Origin of the sequence: Roseovarius sp. B08, from assembly GCF_051417955.1 — a bacterium.
In the GTDB taxonomy this organism is placed as follows: Bacteria; Pseudomonadota; Alphaproteobacteria; order Rhodobacterales; family Rhodobacteraceae; genus Roseovarius.
This window is the reverse complement of record NZ_JBPRLW010000001.1, coordinates 4055710-4079672: the sequence shown is the minus strand read 5'-3', so window position 1 is coordinate 4079672 and position 23963 is coordinate 4055710. Positions and strand designations below refer to the sequence as shown.

Below are 23963 nucleotides of genomic sequence, written 5' to 3'. Positions count from 1 at the left end.
CTCGTGGAAGAAAATTGGCAAGACTTTTCGAAAAGTCTTGGCCGGAAAATGCGTATTTTCCGGCCCGTTTACCGCGCGGAAAATGGATGCGCGAGGATGAGACGATGAGCGGCAAGGGCCTGACACTGATCGTCATTCTGGCGTTCGTGATCTTTGTGGTCGTAACCTTCGTGTGGTTCATCGGCAAATGGAATTCGAGCGAGGACGTGAGCCGGAGCGGCGCCGTCCCGGCCAAGACAGAGGAGCGGCAAGCATGACGACGCTTCCCGAGACGACGCAGCGCAAGATGGGGCTGGTGATCGACCTGGATACCTGTGTGGGCTGTCACGCTTGCGTGGTCAGCTGCAAGGGATGGAACACCGAGAATTACGGAGCGCCGTTGAGCGATCAGGAGGCCTATGGGGCCGATCCTCGCGGGACGTACCTGAACCGGGTGCATTCCTACGAGGTGCAACCCCTGGCGGAAAGCGGCATGCCGCATCCGGCGGCGCAGCTCATTCACTTTCCAAAGTCGTGTCTGCATTGCGAGGACGCACCATGCGTCACCGTATGTCCGACTGGCGCCAGCTACAAGCGGGTTGAGGACGGGATCGTTCTGGTGAACGAGAGCGACTGCATCGGCTGTGGCTTGTGCGCCTGGGCCTGTCCCTATGGCGCGCGCGAGATGGACGCGGCCGAGGGCGTGATGAAGAAATGCACGCTGTGCGTCGACCGGATCTACAACGACAACTTGCCGGAGGTGGACCGGGTGCCGGCCTGCGTGCGGACATGCCCGGCAGGGGCACGGCATTTCGGAGATCTTGGCGATCCGGAGAGCGACGTGTCGAAGCTGGTCGAAGAGCGTGGCGGAATGGACCTGATGCCGGAACAGGGTACCAAGCCGGTGAACCAGTACCTGCCGCCGCGGCCCAAGGACCGCGTCATGGCGGCGCCGGATGAGCAGATCGACGTCCTGGCGCCGCTTTTGGCGCCCGTGGCCGAAGAACCCAAGGGTTTCATCGGCTGGCTCGACAAGGCTCTGGAGAAGATCTGATGCATCCTGCACCGTCCGTTATCGTATTCACCACGCTGTCGGGGCTTGGGTTCGGCCTGTTGTTCTGGCTGGGGCTTGGGGTTTTGGTGCCCACAGGCTGGGTCGCGTTTACCTTTTTCGTGATCGGCTACCTGCTGGCGGTGGGCGGGCTGACGGCCTCGACCTTTCACCTGGGCCACCCGGAGCGGGCGCTGAAGGCGTTCACGCAGTGGCGGTCTTCGTGGCTGAGCCGGGAAGGGGTTTCATCTGTCGCGGCGCTGATCGTGATGGCGATTTATGGCGCGGGACTGGTATTCTTCGATACGCAGTGGGTGCAGGTGGGGGTGATCGGGGCGGTTCTGTCGGCGGTGACGGTGTTCACCACCTCGATGATTTACACGCAGATGAAGACCGTGCCGCGGTGGAACACGCCGCTGACGCCGCTGCTTTACATGTCGACCTCGCTGGCGGGCGGCGCATTGCTGGCCGGGCAGGTGATGATCGCGCTGGTCATGCTACCCGTGGCGGCGGCGCTGCAGGTGTTGTACTGGCTGCGCGGGGACAACGCGCTGGAAAAGAGCGGCACGAACCTGGCGACGGCGACGGGGCTGGGGCATATCGGCAGCGTGCGGTCGTTCGAGCCGCCGCATACCGGCAACAACTACCTTTTGCGGGAGTTCGTCTACGTGGTGGGGCGCAAGCACGCGCAGAAACTGCGGATGATCGCGCTCTTGTTCGGATACACGGTGCCGTTCGTCCTGCTGCTGGTGCCGTTTTCGCATATCGCGGCGCTGGTGGCCGTGCTGGCACATCTGGGCGGGATCGCGGCGTCGCGCTGGCTGTTCTTTGCCGAGGCCGAGCACGTGGTGGGCCTCTATTACGGCAAGCGCTAGGGGTCTTTCCCGCCCTTACAGGCGGTCGCGGCCCGGTCGGGGGTCGGTCAGGCCCCATTCGTCTGTGACGGGATCAACCCGGCGTTCGCGGAAGCGCACCCATCGGGCGCGGATGGCCCAGACGAGGGCGGCCAGCAGCGTCAGGAAGATGATGTTGAACCACGGGATGATGGTGACGTTCGGGCCCTCGACGGGCTCGACCGAGATGGCGTTGGGGAAGATCGAGAAGAATTCGTTGCGCCAGCCGTAATGGGTGATCGAGACCCATTTGGGCGTCTCTGAGGTCGAGCGCAGGTCGGCCGCTTCGGCCTGAAGATTCGACGTGTCGAACTTGAAATAGGGCGGCCAGCCCCAGCCGGTATCCTCGTTGCGGTAGACCATGACGCCGCCGTCGGCGAGGCGGGTCTGGATGAAGAAGATATCGCGGTTGGCCGTGCCTTCGGCGTCGCCGGTGCCCACGTTGGACCAGAAGATCGAGTTTTCGCCGAAATCGATGCGCTTTTCATAGGTGTCGGTGACGCGCGCGATGTCGTGCTGGGGCAGGGTATAGTGCAGGAAGCCCGCGACCAGCAGCCAGAAGGCGGCGACGAAGATCCATTTGATGTAGTGCATGGCGACCCTCTTTGGCGTGTTGCCCTTATATCTAGGTTCGCAGGACTGAAGACAACAGCCAGAGGGACAGGGAGGCCCCGGCTCGGGGGCCGGGGCGGGGTTATGTCGTTTTGGAACGCGGGGTGTGTGACACTATGCCGACCACGTTGAACTCTGGCCCGTAGGGATAGCCGTTGATGTGCATCTAGGTGAGGACGGCGGCGGTGATGCCGTTTTTGACCATGATGCGGCGCGGCCGGCGAGGCGCTTTTCGCCGTTGTGGAAGCGGCAGAACGCGGGGCGGGTGCCCGTGACGTCGGTCTGGGTTTGGCAGGCAGTCATGGTGTGACCCTCCTAATCAAAGAAAGGTCCGGGCGTTCAGGATTGTTGAGATGTGAGACTCGTGGTTGGGGCGACGCCCTCGCCGGCGGGCCTGAGGCTGTTGTTGCAGAGCGGAATGGGTCTGGCAAGATGGTCTGCGACAGAATGAGGACTGGAACGGACCATGAGGGCAAGACCGGGAATGCGGAACCTGATCACGGATGTGCCGGGGATACTGGTGGGACAGGCCGAAGATGCGGCAGTGAAGACCGGGGTGAGCGTGGTGGTGGGCGATGCCCCGTTCACGGCGGGTGTGCACGTCATGGGCGGGGCGCCGGGCACGCGCGAGACGGATCTGCTGGCGCCGGACAGGGTGGTGGAGGAGGTCGATGCGCTGGTGCTGTCGGGCGGGTCGGTCTTTGGCCTGGATGCAGCGTCGGGCGTGGCGGACGGGTTGCGCGAGGCGGGGCGCGGCTTTGCCGTGGGCGGCCAGCGCGTGCCGATCGTGCCGGGGGCGATCCTGTTCGACTTGCTGAACGGCGGTGACAAGGACTGGGGGGAGAACCGGTACAAGCGGCTGGGGCGGGAGGCGCTGGCGGCAAGGGGCGAGGCTTTCGAGCTGGGCTCGTTTGGCGCCGGGACGGGTGCGGTGACGGCGGATTTCAAGGGCGGCGTGGGGTCGGCCTCGGTCGTGCTGGCGTCGGGTGTGACGGTGGGGGCGCTGGTGGCGGTGAATGCGCTGGGCTCGGCCGTGGCGGGCGAGCGCGGGGAGTTCTGGGCAGCGCCGTTCGAGATGGAGGGCGAGTTTGGCGGCTTGGGCGTGGCGCGGGATTTCGGGGATGTGCAGGAGCCTCGGACAAAGCTGGGGCAGCACGCGGCGACGACGATAGGGGCGGTTGCGACGGATGCAAAGCTGACCCAGGCGCAGTGCACGCGGATGGCGGTGTCGGCGCATGACGGGTTTGCCCGGGCGCTGCTGCCGTCGCACACGCCGATGGACGGGGATCTGATCTTTGCCGCGGCCACGGGGCACGGGGAGGCACCGGACGTGGCGGGGCAGTTGGCGCTGGGGCATGCGGTGGCGAGTTGCGTGGCGCGGGCGATTGCGCGGGCGGTTTACGCGGCAAGGCCTGCCGAGGGGGATGTGGTGCCGTGTTGGGTGGAGCGGTTCGGACAGGGATAAGACGCGGGGAGGCGCGGGTTTTCACCCACCCTACGCAGGGCCTTCGCGTCGGGCTCGTGGCGCGGCGGGTTGCGGCGAGAAAAAGCTGGGTGTGGGTCAACCGAGGATGTCTTGCATCAGCGGGCTGGCGGGGCCCTTGAGGGCGTCGATGATATCGAAATGATGGCGGCCTGCGTCGATGCGCAGAGGGCAGGACCAGGCGTCGGCCTGCCAGCGGGACTGGTCTAGGAAGACGGGGCGTTCCTCGGCGCCGACCCAGATGTGGGTGGGGATGGCGAGGCGGTCGGTCATGAGTGCGGGGCTTTCGGCAACGGCGGTGTCTTGTGTCAGTTGGAACCGGTCGTTCATCGACGTCTGCAGGAGCGGGCGCAGGTCGGAGACCGGCGAGATCGGGGTGATGGTGGTGATGCGGTCCGTGACATCGCCTGGCAGGAGGCCGGGCTGGGCCATGCGCGAGACGAGGTGGCCGCCGGCGGAGTGACCGGCAAGGGCGAGGGGGCCGGGTTCGGCGGCGGCGATCGTCTCTACCGCGCGGGCGATCTGGGTGGTGATGTCGGAGATGCGGACGTCGGGGCAAAGGTCGTAGGATGGCATGGCGACGGACCATCCCCGGGCCAGCGCGCCGGTGGCGAAGTGGGACCAGTAGCTGCGGTCGAAGCGGAGCCAGTAGCCGCCGTGGACGAAGATGAGGGTGCCTTTGGGTGTGACCTCGGGGCGGAAGATATCGTAGGCTTGGCGGGGTGTATCGCCGTAGGGCAGGTCGTGCTTGTCGCGCCCTGGCGTGCGCGCCTCGCGGAAAGCTGCCGCTTCCGCTGCCCAGCGCGGCGGGTAATCCTCGCCGCCGGGGATGTGGGGGACGTTGGCGTAGGCGTCGTCCAGTTTCATGATTTTCTCCTTTGGTCTGGCCCTAGACATTCCGTGCCCCAGATGCTTTGCCATGAGCAACAGTTTTTGCCGGAGGATGCGTCATGCTCGATACTGCCACCAATCTGAAATCGCTGCTGAAGGATCCCGACCTGCTGGCCGAGAAGGCTTATGCCGGGGGTGAGTGGATCGACGGCGCGGACGGCGCGACCTTCGAGGTTGTGAACCCGGCGCGACGGGACGTGATCGCCAACGTGGCGGACCTGGACCGCAAGCAGGTGGCTGATGTGATCGCGGGAGCCGCGAAGGCGCAGAAGGAATGGGCCAAGTGGACCGGCAAGGAGCGGGCCGCGGTGCTGCGCAAGTGGTTCGACTTGATGATGGAGCACCAGGAGGACCTGGGCACGATCCTGACCGCCGAGCAGGGCAAGCCACTGGCCGAGGCCAAGGGCGAGATCGCCTATGGCGCGTCGTTCATCGAGTTCTTTGGCGAGGAGGCCAAGCGGGTCTATGGCGAGATGATCCCGGGCCACCAGCGCGACAAGCGGATCATGGTGCTGAAGCAGCCCATCGGGGTGGCGGCATCCATCACGCCGTGGAATTTCCCGAACGCGATGATCACGCGCAAGGCCGCGCCCGCGCTGGCGGCGGGCTGTGCCTTCGTGGGTCGTCCGGCAGCGGAGACGCCCCTGTCGGCCACGGCGATGGGCGTGCTGGCCGAGCGGGCGGGGATCCCGGCGGGGGTGTTCAACATCGTGACCTCGTCGCGGTCCTCGGACATCGGCAAGGAGTTCTGCGAGAACCCGAACGTGCGCAAGCTGACCTTTACCGGGTCCACCGAAGTGGGGCGCATCCTGCTGCGGCAGGCTGCCGACCAGGTGATGAAATGCTCGATGGAGCTGGGGGGTAATGCGCCCTTCATCGTGTTCGACGATGCCGATGTGGATGCCGCCGTGGAAGGCGCCATCATGTGCAAGTTCCGCAACAATGGGCAGACCTGTGTCTGCGCTAACCGGATCTATGTGCAGGCGGGTGTGTATGATGCCTTTGCCGAGAAGCTGAAGGACCGGGTGAGCCAGATGAAGGTCGGCGACGGGCTGGAGGAGGGCACCGAGTTGGGGCCGCTGATCAACCCGGAAGCGTCCGAGAAGGTGGTGGAGCATATCGAGGATGCCAAGGCCAAGGGCGGCAATGTGATCCTTGGGGGTGCGGATGGCGAGATGGACGGCAACTTCTTCAAGCCGACGATCCTGACGGGCGTGACGCAGGACATGAAGGTGAGCCAGGAAGAGACGTTCGGGCCGCTGGCGCCGCTCTTCAAGTTCGAGGACGAGGATGACGTGATCGCCATGGCGAACGACACGATCTTTGGCCTTGCCAGCTATTTCTACGCCAAGGATTTGAGCCGGGTCTACAAGGTGGCCGAGGCGCTGGAATACGGGATCGTGGGGGTGAACACCGGCATCATCTCGACCGAGGTCGCGCCGTTCGGCGGCGTGAAGCAGTCGGGGCTGGGCCGGGAAGGCAGCCATCACGGGATCGAGGATTTCCTGGAGATGAAATACGTCTGCATGAGCGTGTGAGGCGCGGCATGGAGAACGGGTTTCACGGGGTCTTTCCCTACCTGGTGTCGCCGCTGAATGGCGAAGGCCGGGTCAACCGCGAGGTGCTGACGCGGCTTTGTGACGACCTGATCGAGGCGGGGGTGCACGGGCTGACGCCACTGGGGTCGACGGGAGAGTTCGCCTATCTCAGCTGGGCGCAGAAGCGCGATATCGTCGAGACGGTCGTGGCGGCCGCCAGAGGCCGGGTGCCGGTGGTGGCGGGTGTCGCGGCGACGACGACGCAAGAGGCCGTGCGGCAGGCGCGGGAATTCGCGGCGATGGGCTGTGATGGGATACTCGCTGTACTCGAGGCGTACTTCCCGGTGAGCGATGCGGGGATCAAGGACTATTTTACCGCCGTTGCGGCGGCGGTGGATCTGCCGATCGTGATCTACACCAATCCCAATTTCCAGCGCAGCGACTTGAGCGTGTCGCTGATCGCGGAGCTGGCGGAGGTGGAGAACATCCGTTGCCTGAAGGATGCGTCGAGCAACACCGGGCGGCTGTTGTCGATCATGGACCGGGTGGGTGACAAGCTCGATATCTTCGCCGCCTCGGCACATATCCCGGCCTGCGTGATGCTGATCGGGGGCAAGGGCTGGATGGCCGGGCCCGCGTGCATCGTGCCGAAGCAGAGTGTGAAACTGTATGAGCTGTGCAAGGTCGGGCAGTATCAGGCGGCGATGGAGTTGCAGCGCGAATTGTGGGCGCTGAACCAGGCGTTCGCGAAGTACAATCTTGCAGCCTGCGTGAAGGGTGGGCTGGAGTTGCAGGGGTATGCCGTGGGCGAACCGCTGCCGCCGCAGGACGGGTTGAGCGATGCGGGCCGGGCCGAGTTGAAGGCGGTGCTGGAACGGGTCGGGGCTCTGTAGACGGGATGACATCCTGCCGAGGGGGGATGGAAGCCCGTCAAGGTGGGATGAAATCCCACCCTACACCCGCTTTGAAGGCGTGAAATTTTTTCGCGCGTCGCCAAGAATTGACGCTTGGGCGGCGTCCTACAATCGTGATGCGCATGACAGTCAGCGACGAAACCCTGGCCCGAGCCGCCGCCGATGGCGATGCGGCGGCCTTCTCGACCTTGGTCGAGCGGCATTATGATGCCGTGTTCCGGCTGGCATTCCGACTGACAGGCGCGAGGGCGGAGGCGGAGGATTTGACGCAGGACGTGTGCGCGGCGCTGCCGGGAAAGCTGGGCGGCTTTCGTGGGGCGTCGAGGTACACCACCTGGCTGTGGCGAGTGGTGGTGAATGCGGCCCATGACCGGCGGCGCAGGGCGGCTGTGCGGGCGAGATACGCGGAAGGCTGGGGCGACTGGGAAGTGGACCGGCGGGCGGCGGAGGCGGAGGTGGCCGAGGCGGTGGGCTGGCTGACGCAAGCGATGCGGGCCCTGCCGGAGGAATTGCGGGACACGCTGGCGCTGGTGCTGGACGACATGAGCCATGCGGAAGCCGGCGAGGTGCTGGGCATCTCGGGCGGCACGGTGGGGTGGCGCGTTTCGGAGGCCAAGAAACATCTGCGCGCGATGCGCGCGCGAGAGGAGGACGCATGAGCGACGACCTCGACGATCTGAAGGCCATGATGCGGGCCGCGACGCCGAAGCCGGATGCCGACAGGAAGGCGGCGGATCTGGCCTTGGCGCGGAAAAATTTCGCCGATCTCCAAGAGGCGCGGGATGGTGCCCGTCAAACCTCTGATCGCCCGAGAAAGGGCCTTGTCAGAGGAGTGAGGGACATGTTGATGCGGATGAATACGCGCGGGGCGCTGACGGCAACGACGGCGCTGGTGGCGCTGGGGATGGTCGTGGTGGTGCCGGATTGGCAGAACGCGCCGGCGCTGCGGGGGCGCAGCCGGTGATGACCGAAGCGGATGACGGTCTGGCGGACATGGGCGTGCGCAGGGAAGCGCCTGCGCGGGAGGCGGCGGAGCAGATGGCGCTGGACGTCGCCCCGGCAGAGCCCGCGCCGGAGGTCGAGGCGCCACGGCCTGCGCCGGAGCCCCAGGTGGATCGACCGGAGTCAGGCGTTGCAAAGCAGAGGCAGATGGCCCCGCAGACGATGCAGTCGCAGGCCTTGTCCGATGCGGAGGGATATGCCGGGAGCGCGGCGAACACGACGCCGGTCGGACGGATCGCGCAGCCGGACGTGGATGGCGTGACGGACTTGTCCGAAAGCGATACCGAGGCGTTTCCCGAGGCGGAGCCGAACGCGCTGAAAATCACGAGTGAAGAGCCGGTTTCGACTTTCTCGATCGACGTGGATACGGCATCGTATGGTACGGTGCGGTCTTCCTTGCGAGCCGGTTTCCTGCCGCCGACGGAGGCGGTGCGGATCGAGGAAATGGTGAACTATTTCCCCTATGACTATGCCGCGCCCGAAGGCGAGGCGCCGTTCGAGCCGACGGTGAGCGTGACGGACACGCCGTGGAACCCGGACACGCAGCTGGTGCATATCGCGATCCAGGGCGAGGTGCCCCCGATGGCGGACCGCCCGCCGCTGAACCTTGTCTTCCTGATCGACACGAGCGGGTCGATGCAGGCGGCGAACAAGCTACCGCTGTTGAAGCAGTCCTTGGCGCTCATGCTGCCGCAGTTGAGCGAACGGGACAGCGTGGCGATTGTCACCTACGCGGGCAGTGCCGGGCAGGCGTTGGCGCCGACGGCGGCGACGGAGCGGGAGACGATATTGGGCGCGCTGGACCGGCTGGAGGCCGGAGGCTCGACCGCCGGGCAGGCGGGATTGCAGCAGGCCTATGCGCTGGCCGGAGAGATGGGCGCGGAGGGCGAGGTGTCGCGGGTGATCCTGGCGACGGACGGGGATTTCAACGTGGGGATCAGCGACCCGGAGGCCTTGAAGGACTATATCGCGGATCAGCGCGAGAGCGGTACCTACCTGTCGGTGATGGGGTTCGGGCGCGGCAACCTGGATGATGCGACGATGCAGGCGCTGGCGCAGAACGGGAACGGGCAGGCGGCCTATATCGACACGCTGAGCGAGGCGCAGAAGGTGATGGTGGATCAGGTGAGCGGGGCGCTTTACCCGATTGCCGATGACGTGAAGATCCAGGTGGAGTTCAACCCGGCGGCGGTGGTCGAGTACCGGCTGATCGGGTACGAGACACGCGCCTTGCGACGTGAGGATTTCAACAATGACCGGGTGGATGCGGGCGATATCGGGGCCGGGCACCAGGTGACGGCGCTTTACGAGATCACGCCGGTGGGCTCGCCCGCGCAGATGAGTGACCCGCTGCGCTATGGTGCGGCAGAGGCGGTGCGCGGGGATGCTGGCGAGCTTGGATATTTCAAGCTGCGGTACAAGGCGCCGGGCGAGGACGAGAGCCGGCTGATCGAGCAGGCCATCGTCGAGGAAGGCGAGGCCGGTGCGGATGCGCGGTTCGCTGCGGCGATTGCGGGGTTCGGTCAGTTGCTGCGCGGGGAGACGTACCTGGGAGACTGGGGCTATGCGGATGCGATTGCTCTGGCCAACGGCGCGAAGGGGGAAGACCCGTTCGGGTATCGGGCCGAGGCGGTGCAGCTGATGCGGCTGGCGGAGAGCCTGTCGCGGTAGGTGCAGCGCGGTATCGAGGCCGAAGGCCGCCGCGCTATCGTCATGCTGGAAGCATGCCTCCGGCATGACCCCACCCAGGGGGCGGCGATTTGGCTGCTCTTCGCCCTCGGTTCGACAGTCCGGCGGATTTGGCTGCGATAAAGTGCGTAGAAGGAATGACGGATCGCCACCCCGGGGGTCGACGACAGCGCGGCCCCAAACAAAAAACGCCCCGTGGAGGCCACGGGGCGTTTCTTATGAAATGAAGCGTCGCTTAGTTGACGGTCTCGGCGTCGACGACATCCTTGTGGGTGGATGTGCCGCTGGCGATCTCGATGCGGCGGGGCTTCAGCCGCTCGGGCACCTCGCGCACCAACTCGATATGCAGCATGCCGTCGGCATGGGTCGCGCCAGTGACCTTGACGTGGTCGGCCAGCTGGAACTTGCGTTCGAAGGCGCGGGTGGCGATGCCACGATGCAGGTAGGTGCGTTCGCCGTCCTCTTCGGCCTTGCGGGCCGAGACGATCAGGGCGCCTTCGCGCAGCTCGACGGACAGTTCGTCATCGCTGAAGCCGGCGACGGCGATTGAAATGCGGTAGGCATCGTCGGCCGTCTTTTCGATGTTGTAGGGGGATAGGTGGGGTGATTGACGTCACCGGCGAGGACGCGGTCCATCATGTCGGCAATCTGGTCAAACCCGATGGAAGCCCGGTAAAGCGGGGCAAGATCAAAGTTACGCATTGGAATCCTCCGTTGAGCGATACCTATGTGGATGCCTTCCCAACCGGGACAGGCGGTTTCCGCCGACCCGCGATGCGGCGTCGGACGACCGTTATCTGGGGAGGGAAAAAGCCGGTTTCAAGACCCCCGGCAAGGCTGAAATCACTGAAATTTCTCGAAGCGGGCGCCGGAGGCTTTGCCGCCACGGGTGATGTCGACCTTGCGAAAGCCGGTGCTGGCGGTCGCGGGGGTGCCGGACGCCTCCGCGCGCAGCTTGCGCTTGAGCGCCGCGACCGCGTCGGGCAGTTCCATGCCGTATGCGATGGTGGTGCCGTGCTCGGTCCTGTGGCCGCCGACGACGAGGCTGACGATACGGGCACGGTAGCCGCCGTCGGAGAAGACGGGCGCGCCGGAGGAACCGAAGGTCACGTTGCAGTTGAAGGAAATCAGGCCCTGCCCACGGCGCAGCACATCGCACTGACGTTCCCAGGACAAGGCGTCGTCGCGCTTGCGGCCGTAGGAGACCACGCTGACGTCGTCGCCCCGCGTGGGATTGTGGTGCAGCGCAAAGGGGCTGGCCGTGGCGGTGGGGATGGGGACGCTGAGCTCCAGCAAGGCAACGTCGCGGCGGACATTGGCGGCGGACATTCCGTCAGTGGGGCGATAGCCGTCGGCCACCACATAGCGGCTGACGTTCCGTGCGGCGATGGCCGCCCCGTCGCGCAGCCCGGCGCGGAAGACGATACGCTCGGGCAGGACCGGCGCGCCGCGATTGTCAAAGACGCAATGCGCCGCCGTCAGCACGAGGTTGTCGGCAATCAGGGTGCCGGTACAATAGCTGTCCTGGCCGAGGTCGATGCGGCCCACGGCCTCCCAACCCAGAAGGTCTTCGCGGTTGGTCAGGCGTATGAGATCGCTGGCGGGGGCCAGGCCGGGCAGTGCAAGCGTGAAGAGCAGAGTGAGGAGCGAAACCAGCCAGGCCATGGATCAATCCATGTCGGGCGAGGCGAATTTCGCCCCGGTGTCGCGGTTCTGGCCGGTCGAGAACATCTCGGACCGGGCCTGGTTTTCCAGGCGGGCGCCCCCTTCGAGCGCGTCGCGCATCATGGCGAGGGGGCGGTCGAGCGAGGCGCCGAGGGCGACCTTCTTGCCATGGATCTCGGCCATGGCGGAGACCACGGAGACGATGCGGGGGGCGCCGTCCTCGAAGGTGAAGACAGGGGCGCCGGACGCGCCGTAATCGACGTCGCAGGACATGACCAGCACGCCGCTGCGCTTTTCCAGAACCTGGCACATGTCCTGGAGCGAGGGCGCCTCGGAGCGTTCGCGGGCATAGCTGACCAGCCCGATACGTTCGTGCTTGCGCGGCTGCGTGTCGGTCAGGAACGGGGCGACGCCGGACTTGGCGATGGGATGGTGGAGTTCCAGCAGGGCGATGTCGTTGCGCACGCGGGCGGCGTCGATCCGATTGGAGAAATCGTAGTCAGGGTGCACCACGGCGCGACGGACCCAGCGATAGGCCGTGGCCCGGCCATTGCGCCAGCCGGCGAGGAACTCGATCTGCTGGGTGTCGACGGGCTTGCCGGTCGTGGCGTCGAACAGGCAGTGCGCGGCCGTCAGCACCAGATCGGGCGCGATCAGCGCGCCGGTGCAGAACCCGTTGCCGCCAATGTCGATACGGCCCACGGCCTGCCACTCGCGGCCGTCATCGGTGGTGTCCAGCCGCTGGAGCACCGCATTCTGCGCGGATGCGGACGACATGGACCAGAGCAGGGCAATGACCAGCCCTGTGAAACGCATGCTCTTGAACAAACCGGGTGCCTCGCTTGATTTGACAGCGTGCTACCGGCGCAATATGTCGAAAATAGGGCTGGCCCGGGGTTATTGCCGCAGCGCGGGCGGTTTCGGCCCGCCGGTGGCCCAGTCGAGCAGTTCGACGGTGTGCACCACGGGCACGCCGGTGCCCGAGCCGATCTGCATCATGCAGCCGATATTGCCGGCGGCGATGATGTCGGGCGACTTGGCCTCGAGCGTCTGAACCTTGCGTGTTTTCAACTGCTTGGAGATGGCGGGCTGCATCAGGTTGTAGGTGCCCGCCGAGCCGCAGCAAAGATGTGCGTCGGCCGGTTCGACCACCTCGAAACCCGCCTTTTTCAGCAGGGTCTTGGGATGGGTCTTGATCTGCTGGCCGTGCTGGAGCGAACAGGCGGCATGGTAGGCGACGCGGGTGTTCCTGGGCGTGCCCTCTGGCAGGTCGAGTTGCATCAGGAGTTCCGAGACGTCCATGGCGATGTCCGAGACGCGGGCGGCGTCCTCGGCCAGCGGCTCGGTGCGGAACATGTGGCCGTAATCCTTGACCGTCGTGCCGCAGCCGGAGGTGTTGATGACGATGGCATCCAGCCCGTCGCCGTCCATCTCGGCCGTCCAGGCGCGGATGTTGTGCGCGGCTGTCGCATGGCTTTCGCCAGTCTTGCCCATATGGTGCGTCAGCGCCCCGCAGCAGCCGGCGCCCTTGGCCACCACCACCTCGCAGCCCAGCCGGGTGAGCAGGCGGATGGTGGCGTCGTTGATGTCAGCGTTGAGCGCCTTTTGCGCGCAGCCGGTCATCAGGGCGACGCGTTTCACGGGTTTGTCCCTGGCCGGAAATGTTTGCGGGTCGTCATTGCGGCTGACCGGCGGGATGGTTTTGGGGGCCATTTCGATCATGGCGCGCAGGCGGGCGTCGGGCAGGGCCCATTTGAACGGTTTGGCGATCTTGGCGCCCAGCATGGCGACGCGGAACCGGTTTGGGTAGGGCAGGATGCGCGCGAGCGTCCAGCGCAGGGCACGCTCGAACATCGGGCGCTTGTAGCGGGCCTCGATATATTCGCGGGCGTGGTCGACGAGGTGCATGTAGTGCACGCCCGAGGGGCAGGTCGTCATGCAGGCGAGGCACGACAGGCAGCGGTCGATATGCTTCACGGTCTCGCGGTCCGGGTCGCGGTCGTTTTCCAGCATGTCCTTGATCAGGTAGATGCGGCCGCGGGGGCTGTCGAGCTCGTCGCCGAGGACCTGGTAGGTGGGGCAGGTGGCGGTGCAGAAACCGCAATGCACACAGGAGCGCAGGATCTCGTTCGAGCGCTGGATCGCGGGGGATTCGAGCTGTTCGGCGGTGAATTCGGTTTTCATACGGTTGGCAATCTACTCAGCGGTGCGAGGGCGGGGCGAAGGATGGGCGTGACCGTCACGCGGCGCGGCCCATCAGGCCGGGGTTGAGAATGCCGCGCGGGTCGAAGCGGGCGCGCAGCCCGTCCTGAAGCGCGGCGACAGGGGGCGAGAGCGGCTGGAACACGCCGCCGGCGGGGTTGCCGCGGATGAGCGTGGCGTGGCCGCCGGCGGCGTTCACGGCGGCGCGGATGGTGTCGCCCCGGGTGTCCTGCGGCACGCGCAGCCACACGAGCCCGCCGCCCCAGTCGTAAAGCGCCTCGGCCCCATCGACCTGGGCGACGATCCCGGGCGCGTCGGAGGGTTTGACGGACAGTCGCCAGACATCCCCCGGCCCGTCATGGAAACAGGCGACATCGCGGATGTCCTGCCAGAGGCTCGCGTTGGTGTCCGGGTCGGTTTCGATCTCGGCGGCACCGAGGTCGGCCAGAAGGGTCTGGATCCGGCCCGCACGGTAGGCGACGGATTTTTCGAAGCCTTCGATGCGCAGGCAGGTCTGCGGGCCGTTTTCGGTCTGGCGATGCGCGGCGCCGGTGATCTCGAAGGGCGAGCCGAGCGCGCGGGAGAGAGCGGCGACGGCGGTGGTGTCGTCGAGCCCGTCCAATGTGAGCGTGGCGGTAAGGTGGGACTTGGGCAGCACCTTGAGCGCCACCTCGGTCAGCACCCCGAGGGTGCCGTAACTGCCCGCCATGAGCTTGACCAGATCATAGCCGGTGACGTTCTTCATCACGCGACCGCCGTTGCGGGTGACCTGCCCCTGCCCGTCGACAAAGCGCACGCCCAGCAGGAAATCGCGCGCGGCGCCGGCCTGGATGCGGCGGGGGCCCGAGACGTTGGCGGCAAAGACGCCGCCGATGGTGGGCTCGCCGGTGGTGCCCAGAAGACCGCGATGGTCCATCGGCTCGAACGCGAGGCGCTGGCCTTCTGCGCCCAGGGTCTTGCGCACCTCTTCGACGGGAGTGCCTGCCTGGACCACCAGCGTCAGAGCGCCGGGTTCATAGAGGGTTACGCCCGAGAGGCCCGACGTTGTCAGCGGCTGGCCGTTGACCGGTACGCCGATGGGGCGTGTGCCGCCGCCCATGACTCGCAGGGGCTCGGAGGCGGAGGCGACCATCTCGGCCAGTTCGGCCTCGGAAGTGGGGGCAAGGGCTTTCATCGTTCCAAAAATACTCCGGGGTCCGGGGCAGCGCCCCGGGATGGTCATTCAGCCGCGATCCGGCGGGTGTCGGATGATGCGAGCGGGAACACCTTGGCCGGGTTCAGGAGCCACTTGGGATCGAACACGTCCTTGACCGCCATCTGGATTTCCAGATCGGGCGGGTCGTATTGATGCAGCATCAGGTCGCGCTTTTCGATGCCGACGCCGTGCTCGCCGGTGAGGCAGCCGCCGACTTCGACGCACAGTCTCAGGATATCGGCGCCCAGATCCTCGCAGAGTTCCAGGTCGCCTTCCTTGTTGGCGTCGAACAGGATCAACGGGTGCATGTTGCCGTCGCCCGCGTGAAAGACGTTGGCGACGTCGAGGCCGTATTCCCTGGACATCTCGCCGATGCGTTTCAGCACGTAGGGCAGTTCGTTGACCGGGATGGTGCCGTCGAGGCACATGTAGTCGTTGATCTTGCCCATCGCGCCGAAGGCGGACTTGCGGCCCAGCCAGATGCGTTTGCTTTCGTCGTCGGACGAGGATTGGCGCAGCTCCACGGGGTCGTGGCTGCGGGCGATCTCCATGATGGTTTCGAGTTGCTCGTCGATCTCGGCGTCGGAACCTTCGACCTCGACGATCAGAAGCGCCTCGCAATCGGGGTAGCCGGCGCCTGAGAAGGCCTCGGTCGCGCGGATGCAGGGGCGGTCCATGAACTCGATCGCCACGGGCAGGACGCCGGCCTTGATGATGTCCGACACGCACTGGCCCGCGACCTCGGAGGAATCGAAGCCCATCAGCACCGGGCGCGCGCCCTCGGGTTTGTGCAGGATGCGCAGGGTCGCCTCGGTGACGATGCCAAGCTGGCCTTCGGAGCCGCAGATGAGACCGAGAAGGTCCAGCCCGGCGGCATCGAGATATGCGCCGCCGATTTGGGTGACGGTGCCGTCCATCAGCACCATGGTGACGCCCATGAGGTTGTTGGTGGTGACGCCGTATTTCAGGCAATGCGCGCCGCCGGAGTTCATTGCTATGTTGCCCGCGATGGCGCAGGCCAGCTGGCTGGACGGGTCGGGGGCGTAGAAGAAGCCGTCCTCCTCGACCGCGCCGGTGACGGAAAGGTTGGTGCGCCCGGTCTGCACGCGGATGAAACGGTTGTCGTAGTCGGTTTCCAGCACCTCGGACATGCGGGCGACGCCGATGATGACGCTGTCCTCGGTCGGAAGCGCGCCGCCGGCGAGCGAGGTGCCGGCGCCGCGTGGTACCACGGGCACGCCCAGTTCATTGCAGACCTTGAGGGTCTCGGAAACCTCCCAGGTGGAGGCGGGCAGGACCACGGCCAGCGGCGGACATTTGTAGGCCGTCAAACCGTCGCATTCATAGGCGCGGGTCTCGGACGGATCGTGGATCAGGGCCTCGCGCGGGAGGAACGAGGCCAGCCGGTCGAGCAGTTGCGACTTGCGGGCAAGGATGGTCGGATTGGGCTTTGGCATATCCATGGCGTTCCTCCCGGAGAATTGGTAAGATAATATAACCAATTTCTGTTGCCCGCAAGTGCGGCATCCGTGACGCGGTCACAGGAACTGTTTGCACGGCACGCGGTTGTGAGTGCATGTGCTCTGCGGCTTGCGTATAATAACAGACATGAAGAGACTCGCTGCATTTTTCCTGGCCGCGCTGCTGGCCGCACCGGCCTTCGGCGACGAGCCGCAGGTTCTGGACGTGACCGTCGAAAAGGCGGGCATGGTGTGGAACATCCACGTGACGATTCGCCATCCGGACAGCGGTTGGGACCATTATGCCGATGGCTGGGAAGTCCTGGACGCGGCGGGCAACCGGCTGGGCTATCGAGAGCTGATGCATCCACACGTGAACGAGCAGCCGTTCACCCGGTCGCTGAGCGGTGTGGTGATCCCGGACGGGACGCGCGAGATTTTCGTGCGGGCGCGCTGTTCGGTCGACGGCTGGTCCGGATCGCAGAAACGCGTGGCGTTGCAACCCTGATAAAAGGGACGCGCCCTCGGGCGCGTACAGGTTTGTCTCGGGGTCGGACTTGCGTCCGACGCCTCGGCGGCCTGTGGCGGCGTGACGGGGTTATCCGGGCGTGTCGCGTGCGGCGAATGTGGGAGCCTCCGGCGGGGATATTTTGGGCCAGAGGAAGCGGAGCGGGATTACTGGCGGCCTTCGCGAAGCCAGCCGCCGACGATAAGGCTTGCTGCGAGGAGCAGGACCAGCCAGGCGGGCAGGAGTGGCGTCTGCGTGACCGAGCGGGTCTGGTAGGCGTCGCGGTCCAGAAGGCCGATCCAGCCCCGGCCCGACATGGCGCGGCCTTCGCGCACCGTGCGCAGGCGGGGCGGGCCGTCGGCCAGCGGGTGGATGCCGCCGCCGGTCTCGGTGATGTAAGGGTCCAGTGTTTCCGTGTCGGCAATCGTGTTCTCGAATTCCACCGGAGAGGCGGGGCCGAGACCGATGACCGCGCTGTGTTCGCCGTTTTCCAGCCGGTAGAGGCCGATGGTGGGGCCGTCGAAGAGGGCTTCGAACCGGCCGGGGGCGACTTCTTCGAGGTCCATCTCGATCTGTTCGCCGTCGGGTGTGGTGATGGTGACCGGGCCGACGGTGTCTTCGAGCGAGCGGCGGATAATGCGCATCTGCTGACCGGTGGCCTCGGCCCAGAGGGCCTCTTCTTCCAGTTCGGGTTCCTTCATCATCCAGTGGGCGAGACGGCGCAGGAGTTCCAGTTGCGGGCCGCCGCCCTCGAAACCGCGGTTCCAGAGCCAGGCGTGGTCGGAGGCCAAGAGCGCCACGCGGCCTTCGCCGACGCGGTCGAGGGTCAGGAGGGGCCGCTCGCCGACGCCGGTCATGACGGTGTCGCCGGAGGTTTCCTCGACCTCGATCTGGCGCATCCAGCGGCCCCATTCGCCGCCGAACTCCTGTTCCAGCCCCGAGGTGACGGGATGGCGCTGGCCCAGGTCGGTGATCGAGGGGCTGTAGCGTTCCTCGAGCACGCGGGCGGTGGGGCGGCCGGGCAGGATCGGCTCGAGCGGGGTGCGGTAGAGGCTGTCAGCGGCGGCATAATCCGGCCCTGCGGCGATCAGGACCGCGCCGCCGCCTTCGACGTAGTTGCGCACGTTATCGAGATAGAGCGAGGGCAGGATCCCGCGGCGTTTGTAGCGGTCGAAGATGATGAGGTCGAAATCGTCGATTTTTTCGAGGAAGAGCTCGCGGGTGGGAAAGGCGATAAGGGAAAGCTCGCGGACCGGCACGCCGTCCTGTTTTTCGGGCGGGCGCAGGATGGTGAAGTGGACGAGATCGACGGAACTGTCGGATTTCAGAAGGTTGCGCCAGGTGCGGCCGCCGGCGTGGGGTTCGCCCGACACCAGAAGCACGCTGAGACGGTCGCGGACGCCGTTGATCTGGACGAGCGCGGTGTTGTTGCGGTCGGTCAGTTCGCCCTCGACGGCGGGGGTGGAGAATTGCAGCACGTTGCGACCGCCATGGGGCAGGCGGAGGGGCAGGTCGATATCCTCGTTCAGGGGGACGTTGAAACGCTGCGGTTCCTCGCCATCGACCGAAACGTCGACGGGCACGGTTGTGGTGCCTTCGGGCGCGGCGCCGTCGTCGGTGATGCGCAGGGTCATCTGGATTTCCTCGCCCAGGATGGCGAAGGCCGGGGCGTTTTCGACCACCAGCTTGCGGTCCCAGTCCTCTTCGCGGCCGGTGTGCAGCAGGTGGAGGGGCGCGGGCATGTCGGGGGCGCGGTCGAGATCGTGCAGGCGGCCGTCCGACAGGACGATCGCGCCGGCGATCCGCGCGCGGGGTTCTTCGGCCAGCGCCTCGGACAGGGCCGTCATCAGTTGTGTGCCGGTGTTGTCGGCGCCGTCGGGGACGGTGATGCGGCGCAGTTCGGTGTTGTCGCGCGCGGCGATGTGAGCGGCAAGATCGTCGGCGGTTGTCCGGGTCAGGGCCGCGCGGTCGCCAAGCATCTGGCTGGCGCTTTCATCCTCGATCATCAGGACGATGTCGGTCAGCGGTTCGCGGTCCTCGGCCTGGTAGACGGGGTCCAGAAGGGCGGCGAGGACCACCAGCCCGGCCAGCGCGCGGAAAGGCCAGCCCGAGAGGCCGCGCCAGATGGCGAGCGCGGTTCCGGCCATCATCATGCCGGCCAGGGCTGCGATGAACCAGGGGTTCAGGAGGGGCTCGAAAACGATGCTGCCGGTCATTGGCCAAGCCTGTCGAGAAGGGCGGGCACGTGCACCTGGTCGGATTTGTAGTTTCCGGTCAGCACGTGCATCACGAGATTGACGCCGAAGCGGTAGGCCAGTTCGCGCTGGCGTTCCCCGGCAAAGCCGCGGCCCACGGGGAAGAGCGGATTGCCGCGTTCGTCCATGGCCCAGGCGGCGGCCCAGTCATTGCCGCCGATCACCACGGGCGTCACGTTGTCGTTGAGGTTGCGGAAGGGCATGCCCTCGACCTGTTCGGCGTCCGCTGGCGCGGATTCGACCCAGACGGAGCGGCCGGTGTGGCGGCCGGGGAAATCCTGCAGCAGGTAGAAGGTGCGGGTGAGCACGTGGTCCTCGGGGATGGGCTCAAGCGGGGGGATGTCGAGCGGGCGGGCGAGGCGTTGCAGCTTGCGGCCCGCCGGGGAGGAGGCGCCGAAGCCCGCAACATTTGCGTCGCGCGTGTCGAACAGGATCATGCCGCCGGTGCGCAGGTACTCGTTGAGCTTGACGTAGGCTTCTTCGGACGGGATCGGCTGATCGGGAGAGATGGGCCAGTAGAGGAACGGGTAGACCGAAAGCTCGTCGGTTTCGAGATTGACGCCGACCGGGTCTGCCGGTTCCACGGAGGTGCGGAAGAAGAGGGTTTCGCCAAGGCCGCGCAGGCCGGCCTGGGCGGCGTTGTCGAGACTACTGTCGCCGGTGATGATGTGGCCGAGCACGACCTCGGACGCGGCCATGAGGGCCTTTTCGTCGGCCTCGGTCATGGTGTCGTCCTGGGCGTCGGCCATCTGCGGGCTGAGCAGGAGCGCCAGAAGCAGCGCGGACAGAGTGGCGCGGGCGGGCATGAGGCGGCCCGAAAGCGCCAGCGAGGCGAGGATATCGGCCATCAGCAGCAACAGCGCCCCGGCCAGGAGCCAGCCGCCCAGGGCGGTTTCGGGCGGGCGCTCGAGACCGACGACAGTGAGGTCGGCGGGCCAGGTCACCGGGGTGAGCGTGGCGCCTGCGGGCAGGACGTTGAGCGCGAGGCGCCGGTCGGGACCGTCATAAAGGCCCGGGCGGAAATCTGGACCGGGAGCATCCTCGACAAAGCGGGTGCCGTCGACACCGGGCAGGTTGCCGGCGTCTTCAAGCACACCGAAGCCGGAGAGGACCTGCACCGGTTGCCAGGTGGTGCCTTCAAGCTCGGCCAGATCGGGCAGGGCGAGGCTGGAGGAGATGGCGAGGCGTTCGAGCATCTGCACGAAGAGGCCCGAGAGCGGGAGGGTGGACCATTCGGCATTGGCGGTGACGTGAAACAGCACGACCTGGCCCGCGCCGATGCGCTTGCGGGTCACCAGCGGCGTGCCGTCGCTGAGCTGGGCGATGACGCGCTCGGAGAGGGTCGGGTCGGGCTGGGCCATGACCTGTGCGGTGACGGTGACGTCGTCCGGCACGTCGAGGCCGAAAAAAGGGCTGGATTCGGGGAAAGACGCCAGTTGCTTGGGTTCGCCCCAGCTCATGGCGCCGCCGACGGAGCGGCCCCCCGGCGCGCAGGCGGACGGGCATCAGCGGGTCTTCGTCGCTGCGCGACACGTCCGAGGCGGCGAGGCGCGGGCCTGCGAACCGCAGGAGCATGCCGCCGCGGTCGGTCCAGTCGAGCAGGTCGGCCTGTTCGGCGCCCGAGAGCGTGGCGACATCGGCCAGCACGACCACATCGGGGTTGGCGGGCAGCACGTCGCTGAGGCTGCCGTCGAGCAGGTCGGCGGTGGGTTCGAGCGCCTGTTCGAGGTAGTGGAGCGGCGAGAGCAGTTCGAGGCCTTCGCGGTCTTCACGGCCGGCGATCAGGGCGACCTCGCGGCGCTTGAGGCTGTCGTCGGTCAGGGTGACGGCACCGGCATGGGACTGGCCGCCGATTTCGAACCGGGTGAGACGGGCGCGGAGTTCTGCGGGGAGGGAGAGGAGCGTGGTGGCTTCCTTGGTGCCTGCCTCGAAGGTCATGTCCTGTGTCGCCAGAAGGCGCTGGGCGCCGGAGGGATCGCGGCCATGCGCCTCGACCGTGATGTCGCGGGCGGGGCCGGGATTGGCGCGCGTGGCGGTGAGGCGCAGGGCCTCGTCCTCGACCACAGCCGGGGTCAGGGCGTAGATCGGCACGGCGCTTTCGTGGATGGTGACGGGGCCACGATCCTGAAGGGCGTCGAGCAGGGTCTGCCGGCCGTCGCGGGCAAGACCGTCGGAGAACCAGCGGGTTTCGAAATCCTCGTCGCCGAGCAGGTTGGCGGCGTCCTCGAAGGCGTCGGGCCGGGGCGACCACGCGGAAGGGGCCAGGCCGGTGAGGCGGGTCCGCCAGGAATCGGCGGACCTGAAGACCGGGGTTTCGGGGTCCGAAAGTTGCAGGATGCCGACGGGGCGGGCGTTGCGACCGGCCTCGGCAAGCAGGGAGTCGAGCAGGTCTTCCTGCGCGGGCCAGTCGCGGGCGCTGGCCCAGCTGGAATCGAGCACGATCAGCATGGGGCCGGTGCGATTGGCCTGGGCCTGGTCCTGCGGGTTGAGGATGGGACCGGCGAGGCCGATGATGACGGCGGCGACGGCCAGCATCCGCAGGAGCAGAAGCCACCAGGGCGTGCGGTCCGACACGCTGTCGTCGTCGCGCAGGCCCAGCAGAAGCGCCACGCCAGGGAAGCGGCGGCGGATGGGCGCGGGCGGCACGGCGCGCAGGATCAGCCACAGGATGGGCAGCGCGGCCAGCGCCACCAGAAGCCAGGGCGCGGCGAAACCGATGGGGCCGATCATCATCGTCCGTGCCCCCCGTCGAACGCGTTGTAGAGCCACAGGAGCGCGGATTGCGCGGAATCCGACGTGTGATGCGTACCGTAGAGCCAGCCGGTGGTGGCGCAGAGGTGGCGCAGGGCGTCTTTGCGGGCGGCGAGGCGTTCAAGGTAGCGGTCTCGTAGTTCCGACGCCTTGAGGGTTTCGTGCACCATGGTGCCGCCAACCGATTCGAAGATGGTGCGGCCGCGATAGGGAAAGCTTTCCTCGGCCGGGTCGAGGATCTGGTAGAGCACGCCGCGCACGCCGCGGTCGGCGGCGGCGGTCAGGGCGTTGCGCACCGGGTCGAGATCACCAAGGAAATCCGACAGGAAGAGCGCGCGACCGTGCGACAGCATCCCGGTCGTCTGGGGCGCGCCGTAGTCGTCGGGGCCGTCCTGACCAAGCGCCATGCCGAGGCGTTCGATCTGAGCGTCGCCGCGACGGGGGGGCAGGTCGGCGCCGGAAAGCCCGATGCGCTCGCCTGCGCGATTGAGAAGGATGGCGATGGCCAGAGACAGCAGGCGGGCGCGGTCGGCTTTTTGCGGCAGGCTGTCATCGGAGGCGAAGCGCATGGAGGCGGCGCCGTCGACCCAGAGGGTGACACTTTGGGCGATCTGCCATTCGCGCTGGCGCAGGAATTGCGTGTCCGAGCGGGCGGAGCGGCGCCAGTCGATATGGCGCAGTTCGTCCCCGGCCTGAACCGGGCGGTATTGCCAGAAATCGTCGCCCATGCCCGCGCGGCGGCGGCCGTGTTCGCCCAGCAGGACGGTCCCCGCCAGATGCTCTGCCCGCGCCAGAAGCGCGGGAAAGCGGGCGGCCTCGGCCTCGGACCGGGCGCGAAGAGGGGCGATCTGGGTCAAGCGGCGGCCTCGGTCCTCGTCACTTGGGCGACGGTGGCGGCGATGAGGTCGTCGAGGTTTTCACCGCGCGCACGGGCGGCGAAGTTGAGCGCCATGCGGTGGGTCAGGACGGGCTGCGCCATCGCCGCGATATCGTCGGCATCGGGGGCAAGGCGGCCCTGGATCATGGCGCGGGCGCGGACGGTCAGCATAAGCGCCTGCGCGGCACGGGGGCCGGGACCCCAGGCGACGTTTTCGCGCACCGTTTCGGAGGATGTGGCGTCGTCGGGTCGGAAGGCGCGGACAAGGTCGATGATCTGTTCCATTACCGCCTCGCCCACGGGCATCCGGCGCAGGAGGGTCTGCGCGCCGATGAGGTCTTCGGCGGTGAAGACCTGATGCGCCACATCCTCGGTCGCGCCGGTGGTGGCGAGCAGGATCGCGCGCTCGGTGTCGCGGTCGGGATGGGGCACGTCGATCTGTACGAGGAAGCGGTCAAGCTGGGCCTCGGGCAGGGGATAGGTGCCTTCCTGTTCGATGGGGTTCTGCGTCGCCAGCACATGGAAGGGCGGGGTCAGCGGGCGGTCCTCGCCGGCGACGGAAACCTGGCGTTCCTGCATCGCCTGCAAGAGCGCGGACTGGGTGCGGGGGCTGGCGCGGTTGATCTCGTCGGCCATCAGAAGCTGGCAGAAGATCGGGCCGGGAATGAACTTGAACGCGCGGGTGCCGTCGGCGCCGGTTTCCAGCACCTCGGACCCCAGAATGTCGGCGGGCATCAGGTCGGGCGTGAACTGCACCCGGTTCGAATCAAGTCCCATGACGACGCTGAGCGTTTCGACCAGACGGGTCTTGCCGAGGCCGGGCAGGCCCACCAGCAGGCCATGCCCGCCGCAGAGCAGCGCCGAGAGCGACAGGTCGACGACCCGTTCCTGCCCGATGAAGCGGCGGGTGATCGAGGCGCGGGCCTGGGCCAGCTTGTCTTCGAGGGCTTCGATCCCGGCCAGCAGGTCGGCGTCGTCGGTCATGGCAAAACTCCGGT

The 23963-nt window shown here is 66.8% G+C and carries 18 protein-coding genes and 3 pseudogenes; 9 read left to right on the top strand and 12 right to left on the bottom strand.

Translation table 11 applies throughout. The annotated features are described in order from the left end of the window. Window positions 1-86 precede the first annotated feature (86 nt). The 3 genes from ACSQ76_RS20755 to ACSQ76_RS20745 are packed head-to-tail and all read left to right on the top strand — an operon-like array spanning window position 87 to window position 1905. Complete coding sequence (locus ACSQ76_RS20755; protein WP_437158048.1) at window positions 87-257, top strand: hypothetical protein; 171 nt, start codon at window positions 87-89, stop codon at window positions 255-257. Then, window positions 254-1033: a 4Fe-4S dicluster domain-containing protein gene (locus ACSQ76_RS20750; protein ID WP_437158047.1), complete on the top strand. Its 780-nt coding sequence runs from the start codon at window positions 254-256 to the stop codon at window positions 1031-1033. Before ACSQ76_RS20755 ends, ACSQ76_RS20750 begins: the two co-directional genes overlap by 4 nt. Further along, window positions 1033-1905 carry a dimethyl sulfoxide reductase anchor subunit family protein gene (locus tag ACSQ76_RS20745; RefSeq protein ID WP_437158046.1) on the top strand — a complete coding sequence of 291 codons (873 nt, stop codon included), beginning with the start codon at window positions 1033-1035 and terminating at the stop codon, window positions 1903-1905. The genes ACSQ76_RS20750 and ACSQ76_RS20745 overlap by 1 nt, the downstream gene beginning before the upstream one ends. A gap of 15 nt (window positions 1906-1920) precedes the next feature. Here the strand turns inward: ACSQ76_RS20745 and ACSQ76_RS20740 are convergent, their stop codons facing one another. Continuing rightward, entirely contained in the window at window positions 1921-2517 is a 597-nt protein-coding gene (locus tag ACSQ76_RS20740; protein WP_306127418.1) for a DUF1523 family protein, read from the bottom strand. Window positions 2518-3019: 502 nt separating this feature from the next. Here ACSQ76_RS20740 and ACSQ76_RS20735 point away from each other — a divergent pair. Then, complete coding sequence (locus tag ACSQ76_RS20735; protein WP_437158045.1) at window positions 3020-4000, top strand: P1 family peptidase; 981 nt, start codon at window positions 3020-3022, stop codon at window positions 3998-4000. Between the two features lie 96 nt (window positions 4001-4096). On the opposite strand, the gene ACSQ76_RS20730 is transcribed toward ACSQ76_RS20735, so the two are convergent. Further along, window positions 4097-4885 carry an alpha/beta hydrolase gene (locus ACSQ76_RS20730; protein ID WP_437158044.1) on the bottom strand — a complete coding sequence of 263 codons (789 nt, stop codon included), beginning with the start codon at window positions 4883-4885 and terminating at the stop codon, window positions 4097-4099. Window positions 4886-4968: 83 nt separating this feature from the next. Between ACSQ76_RS20730 and ACSQ76_RS20725 the strand changes: the two genes are divergently transcribed. The 4 genes and pseudogenes from ACSQ76_RS20725 to ACSQ76_RS20710 all read left to right on the top strand — a co-directional run bounded on the left by ACSQ76_RS20725 (window position 4969) and on the right by ACSQ76_RS20710 (window position 10034). Then, complete coding sequence (locus ACSQ76_RS20725; RefSeq protein ID WP_437158043.1) at window positions 4969-6447, top strand: NAD-dependent succinate-semialdehyde dehydrogenase; 1479 nt, start codon at window positions 4969-4971, stop codon at window positions 6445-6447. Window positions 6448-6455: 8 nt separating this feature from the next. After that, window positions 6456-7340: a dihydrodipicolinate synthase family protein gene (locus tag ACSQ76_RS20720; protein ID WP_437158042.1), complete on the top strand. Its 885-nt coding sequence runs from the start codon at window positions 6456-6458 to the stop codon at window positions 7338-7340. 143 nt (window positions 7341-7483) lie between these two features. Beyond that, on the top strand, window positions 7484-8020 hold the full coding sequence (locus ACSQ76_RS20715; RefSeq protein ID WP_437158041.1) for an RNA polymerase sigma factor: 537 nt from the start codon (window positions 7484-7486) through the stop codon (window positions 8018-8020). After that, window positions 8017-10034 (top strand): annotated as a pseudogene (locus ACSQ76_RS20710) (vWA domain-containing protein). The gene ACSQ76_RS20715 and the pseudogene ACSQ76_RS20710 overlap by 4 nt, the downstream one beginning before the upstream one ends. Window positions 10035-10287: 253 nt before the next feature. Here the strand turns inward: ACSQ76_RS20710 and ACSQ76_RS20705 are convergent. The 6 genes and pseudogenes from ACSQ76_RS20705 to ACSQ76_RS20680 all read right to left on the bottom strand — a co-directional run bounded on the left by ACSQ76_RS20705 (window position 10288) and on the right by ACSQ76_RS20680 (window position 16577). Further along, window positions 10288-10754 (bottom strand): annotated as a pseudogene (locus ACSQ76_RS20705) (Hsp20 family protein). A 141-nt stretch (window positions 10755-10895) separates the two neighbouring features. Beyond that, a complete protein-coding gene (locus ACSQ76_RS20700; protein ID WP_437158040.1) occupies window positions 10896-11717 on the bottom strand; it encodes a trypsin-like serine peptidase in 822 nt (273 codons plus the stop codon). A 3-nt stretch (window positions 11718-11720) separates the two neighbouring features. Next, a complete protein-coding gene (locus ACSQ76_RS20695; protein WP_437158039.1) occupies window positions 11721-12533 on the bottom strand; it encodes a trypsin-like serine peptidase in 813 nt (270 codons plus the stop codon). Between the two features lie 81 nt (window positions 12534-12614). Further along, the gene (gene glcF, locus ACSQ76_RS20690) at window positions 12615-13901 is read right to left on the bottom strand and encodes a glycolate oxidase subunit GlcF (RefSeq protein ID WP_437158038.1); all 1287 of its coding nucleotides are present in this window, start codon (window positions 13899-13901) and stop codon (window positions 12615-12617) included. Window positions 13902-13956: 55 nt separating this feature from the next. After that, on the bottom strand, window positions 13957-15093 hold the full coding sequence (gene glcE, locus ACSQ76_RS20685) for a glycolate oxidase subunit GlcE (protein ID WP_437158037.1): 1137 nt from the start codon (window positions 15091-15093) through the stop codon (window positions 13957-13959). Between the two features lie 44 nt (window positions 15094-15137). Next, on the bottom strand, window positions 15138-16577 hold the full coding sequence (locus ACSQ76_RS20680) for an FAD-linked oxidase C-terminal domain-containing protein (RefSeq protein ID WP_437158036.1): 1440 nt from the start codon (window positions 16575-16577) through the stop codon (window positions 15138-15140). Window positions 16578-16722: 145 nt separating this feature from the next. Between ACSQ76_RS20680 and ACSQ76_RS20675 the strand changes: the two genes are divergently transcribed. Further along, complete coding sequence (locus ACSQ76_RS20675; RefSeq protein WP_306127431.1) at window positions 16723-17082, top strand: hypothetical protein; 360 nt, start codon at window positions 16723-16725, stop codon at window positions 17080-17082. A 167-nt stretch (window positions 17083-17249) separates the two neighbouring features. Here the strand turns inward: ACSQ76_RS20675 and ACSQ76_RS20670 are convergent, their stop codons facing one another. The 4 genes and pseudogenes from ACSQ76_RS20670 to ACSQ76_RS20655 form a co-directional block, all read right to left on the bottom strand. Next, complete coding sequence (locus tag ACSQ76_RS20670) at window positions 17250-19298, bottom strand: hypothetical protein (protein ID WP_437158035.1); 2049 nt, start codon at window positions 19296-19298, stop codon at window positions 17250-17252. Continuing rightward, window positions 19295-22070, bottom strand: a pseudogene (locus ACSQ76_RS20665) (DUF4159 domain-containing protein). Before ACSQ76_RS20665 ends, ACSQ76_RS20670 begins: the two are co-directional and overlap by 4 nt. After that, window positions 22067-22945, bottom strand: a complete 879-nt coding sequence (locus ACSQ76_RS20660; RefSeq protein ID WP_437158034.1) for a DUF58 domain-containing protein — start codon at window positions 22943-22945, stop codon at window positions 22067-22069. The pseudogene ACSQ76_RS20665 and the gene ACSQ76_RS20660 overlap by 4 nt, the downstream one beginning before the upstream one ends. Beyond that, window positions 22942-23949, bottom strand: coding sequence for an AAA family ATPase (locus ACSQ76_RS20655; RefSeq protein WP_437158033.1), 1008 nt, complete (start codon window positions 23947-23949; stop codon window positions 22942-22944). The genes ACSQ76_RS20660 and ACSQ76_RS20655 overlap by 4 nt, the downstream gene beginning before the upstream one ends. Between the last annotated feature and the right edge of the window lie 14 nt (window positions 23950-23963).

Coding starts and splice junctions, on each gene's coding strand:
- ACSQ76_RS20755 (WP_437158048.1), top strand. CDS start 87: ATGCGCGAGGATGAGACGATGAGCGGCAAGGGCCTGACACTGATCGTC.
- ACSQ76_RS20750 (WP_437158047.1), top strand. CDS start 254: ATGACGACGCTTCCCGAGACGACGCAGCGCAAGATGGGGCTGGTGATC.
- ACSQ76_RS20745 (WP_437158046.1), top strand. CDS start 1,033: ATGCATCCTGCACCGTCCGTTATCGTATTCACCACGCTGTCGGGGCTT.
- ACSQ76_RS20740 (WP_306127418.1), bottom strand. CDS start 2,517: ATGCACTACATCAAATGGATCTTCGTCGCCGCCTTCTGGCTGCTGGTC.
- ACSQ76_RS20735 (WP_437158045.1), top strand. CDS start 3,020: ATGCGGAACCTGATCACGGATGTGCCGGGGATACTGGTGGGACAGGCC.
- ACSQ76_RS20730 (WP_437158044.1), bottom strand. CDS start 4,885: ATGAAACTGGACGACGCCTACGCCAACGTCCCCCACATCCCCGGCGGC.
- ACSQ76_RS20725 (WP_437158043.1), top strand. CDS start 4,969: ATGCTCGATACTGCCACCAATCTGAAATCGCTGCTGAAGGATCCCGAC.
- ACSQ76_RS20720 (WP_437158042.1), top strand. CDS start 6,456: ATGGAGAACGGGTTTCACGGGGTCTTTCCCTACCTGGTGTCGCCGCTG.
- ACSQ76_RS20715 (WP_437158041.1), top strand. CDS start 7,484: ATGACAGTCAGCGACGAAACCCTGGCCCGAGCCGCCGCCGATGGCGAT.
- ACSQ76_RS20700 (WP_437158040.1), bottom strand. CDS start 11,717: ATGGCCTGGCTGGTTTCGCTCCTCACTCTGCTCTTCACGCTTGCACTG.
- ACSQ76_RS20695 (WP_437158039.1), bottom strand. CDS start 12,533: ATGCGTTTCACAGGGCTGGTCATTGCCCTGCTCTGGTCCATGTCGTCC.
- glcF (WP_437158038.1), bottom strand. CDS start 13,901: ATGAAAACCGAATTCACCGCCGAACAGCTCGAATCCCCCGCGATCCAG.
- glcE (WP_437158037.1), bottom strand. CDS start 15,093: ATGAAAGCCCTTGCCCCCACTTCCGAGGCCGAACTGGCCGAGATGGTC.
- ACSQ76_RS20680 (WP_437158036.1), bottom strand. CDS start 16,577: ATGGATATGCCAAAGCCCAATCCGACCATCCTTGCCCGCAAGTCGCAA.
- ACSQ76_RS20675 (WP_306127431.1), top strand. CDS start 16,723: ATGAAGAGACTCGCTGCATTTTTCCTGGCCGCGCTGCTGGCCGCACCG.
- ACSQ76_RS20670 (WP_437158035.1), bottom strand. CDS start 19,298: ATGACCGGCAGCATCGTTTTCGAGCCCCTCCTGAACCCCTGGTTCATC.
- ACSQ76_RS20655 (WP_437158033.1), bottom strand. CDS start 23,949: ATGACCGACGACGCCGACCTGCTGGCCGGGATCGAAGCCCTCGAAGAC.